The organism is Streptomyces monashensis, assembly GCF_001866665.1.
Lineage (GTDB): Bacteria > Actinomycetota > Actinomycetes > Streptomycetales > Streptomycetaceae > Streptomyces > Streptomyces monashensis.
Genome location: NZ_MLYO01000161.1, coordinates 1 through 290, shown reverse-complemented (window position 1 = coordinate 290; position 290 = coordinate 1). Strand labels below are relative to the sequence as shown.

The window sequence follows — 290 nt, the reverse complement described above, 5'->3', positions numbered from 1 at the left end:
AGGTACATCACGGCGACGCGTTGCGAGAAGTGCCGGACGATCGCGAGGTCGTGGGCGATGAAGACGAACGCGATGCCCAGTTCCCTCTGGACCTTCTGGAGCAGGTTGACGACCTGCGCCTGGATGGAGACGTCCAGGGCCGAGACCGGTTCGTCGGCGACGATCAGTTTCGGTTCCAGGGCCAGCGCGCGGGCCACGCCGATGCGCTGGCGCTGGCCGCCGGAGAACTCGTGCGGGAAGCGGTTGAAGTGCTCGGGGTTCAGGCCCACGATCTCCAGGAGTTCACGGAC

At 66.2% G+C, this 290-nt stretch carries 1 protein-coding gene; it reads right to left on the bottom strand.

From position 1 onward, the window contains the following. Positions 1-290 (bottom strand): ATP-binding cassette domain-containing protein (locus tag BIV23_RS44905; protein ID WP_143079273.1); only part of this gene is annotated, 290 nt, incomplete at both ends.